A 695-nucleotide genomic window follows, 5' to 3' on the forward strand; every position below is an offset into this window, starting at 1 on the left:
CTATAATATATGGCCCCTTGGTCAAGCGGTTAAGACACCGCCCTTTCACGGCGGTAACACGGGTTCGAATCCCGTAGGGGTCACCAATTTCTTTTTACGTAACTTTAACCAGTATGTAAAAAGAATCAAAAGCAAGTAGTTCTAGGAAACGATCGAATGAATGAAGGAGCGTATTCAAGTACGTGACTGAAGGAATGAGTGAGTTGACAACGAAATACACCGCTTTTCATTCTTTTTAACGGAGGATTAGCTCAGCTGGGAGAGCATCTGCCTTACAAGCAGAGGGTCGGCGGTTCGAGCCCGTCATCCTCCACCATTTTTCACACTATTAACACTCTAAAGAAATCGCAGGGTGGAGCAAATCGCCAAACGAAGATGGCGATTAACATCSAAGCAGGCGAAGCCGATGCAGATGTCCACAATGACATAAACGTTGTAACATAGTGTTTATACAAATAATATTATCGCGGGGTGGAGCAGCACGGTAGCTCGTTGGGCTCATAACCCAAAGGTCGCAGGTTCAAATCCTGCCCCCGCAACCAATTAATCTAGATCAAATAACAATACTCACGCTAAAGAAATCGCGAGGGTGTAGCAACAACGAGTCGTACGAAGACAACGAAGTAACGCCGACGCAAGCGAAGCGTGGAAGACATCCACTAAGCTATAAGCGTAGAAGCAATGGTGTTTACAAC

3 tRNA genes are annotated in these 695 nt (G+C 45.7%); all 3 read left to right on the top strand.

Going from position 1 to position 695, the window contains the following annotated elements:
* Positions 1–11: 11 nt before the first annotated feature.
* Positions 12–86, top strand: a tRNA-Glu gene (locus tag AC1DOS_RS20430).
* A 154-nt stretch (positions 87–240) separates the two neighbouring features.
* Positions 241–316 (top strand) — tRNA-Val (locus tag AC1DOS_RS20435).
* A 149-nt stretch (positions 317–465) separates the two neighbouring features.
* A tRNA-Met gene (locus tag AC1DOS_RS20440) sits at positions 466–542 on the top strand.
* The last annotated feature ends 153 nt before the right edge of the window (positions 543–695 follow it).

It is taken from the genome of Paenisporosarcina sp. P5_A11, assembly GCF_056400705.1.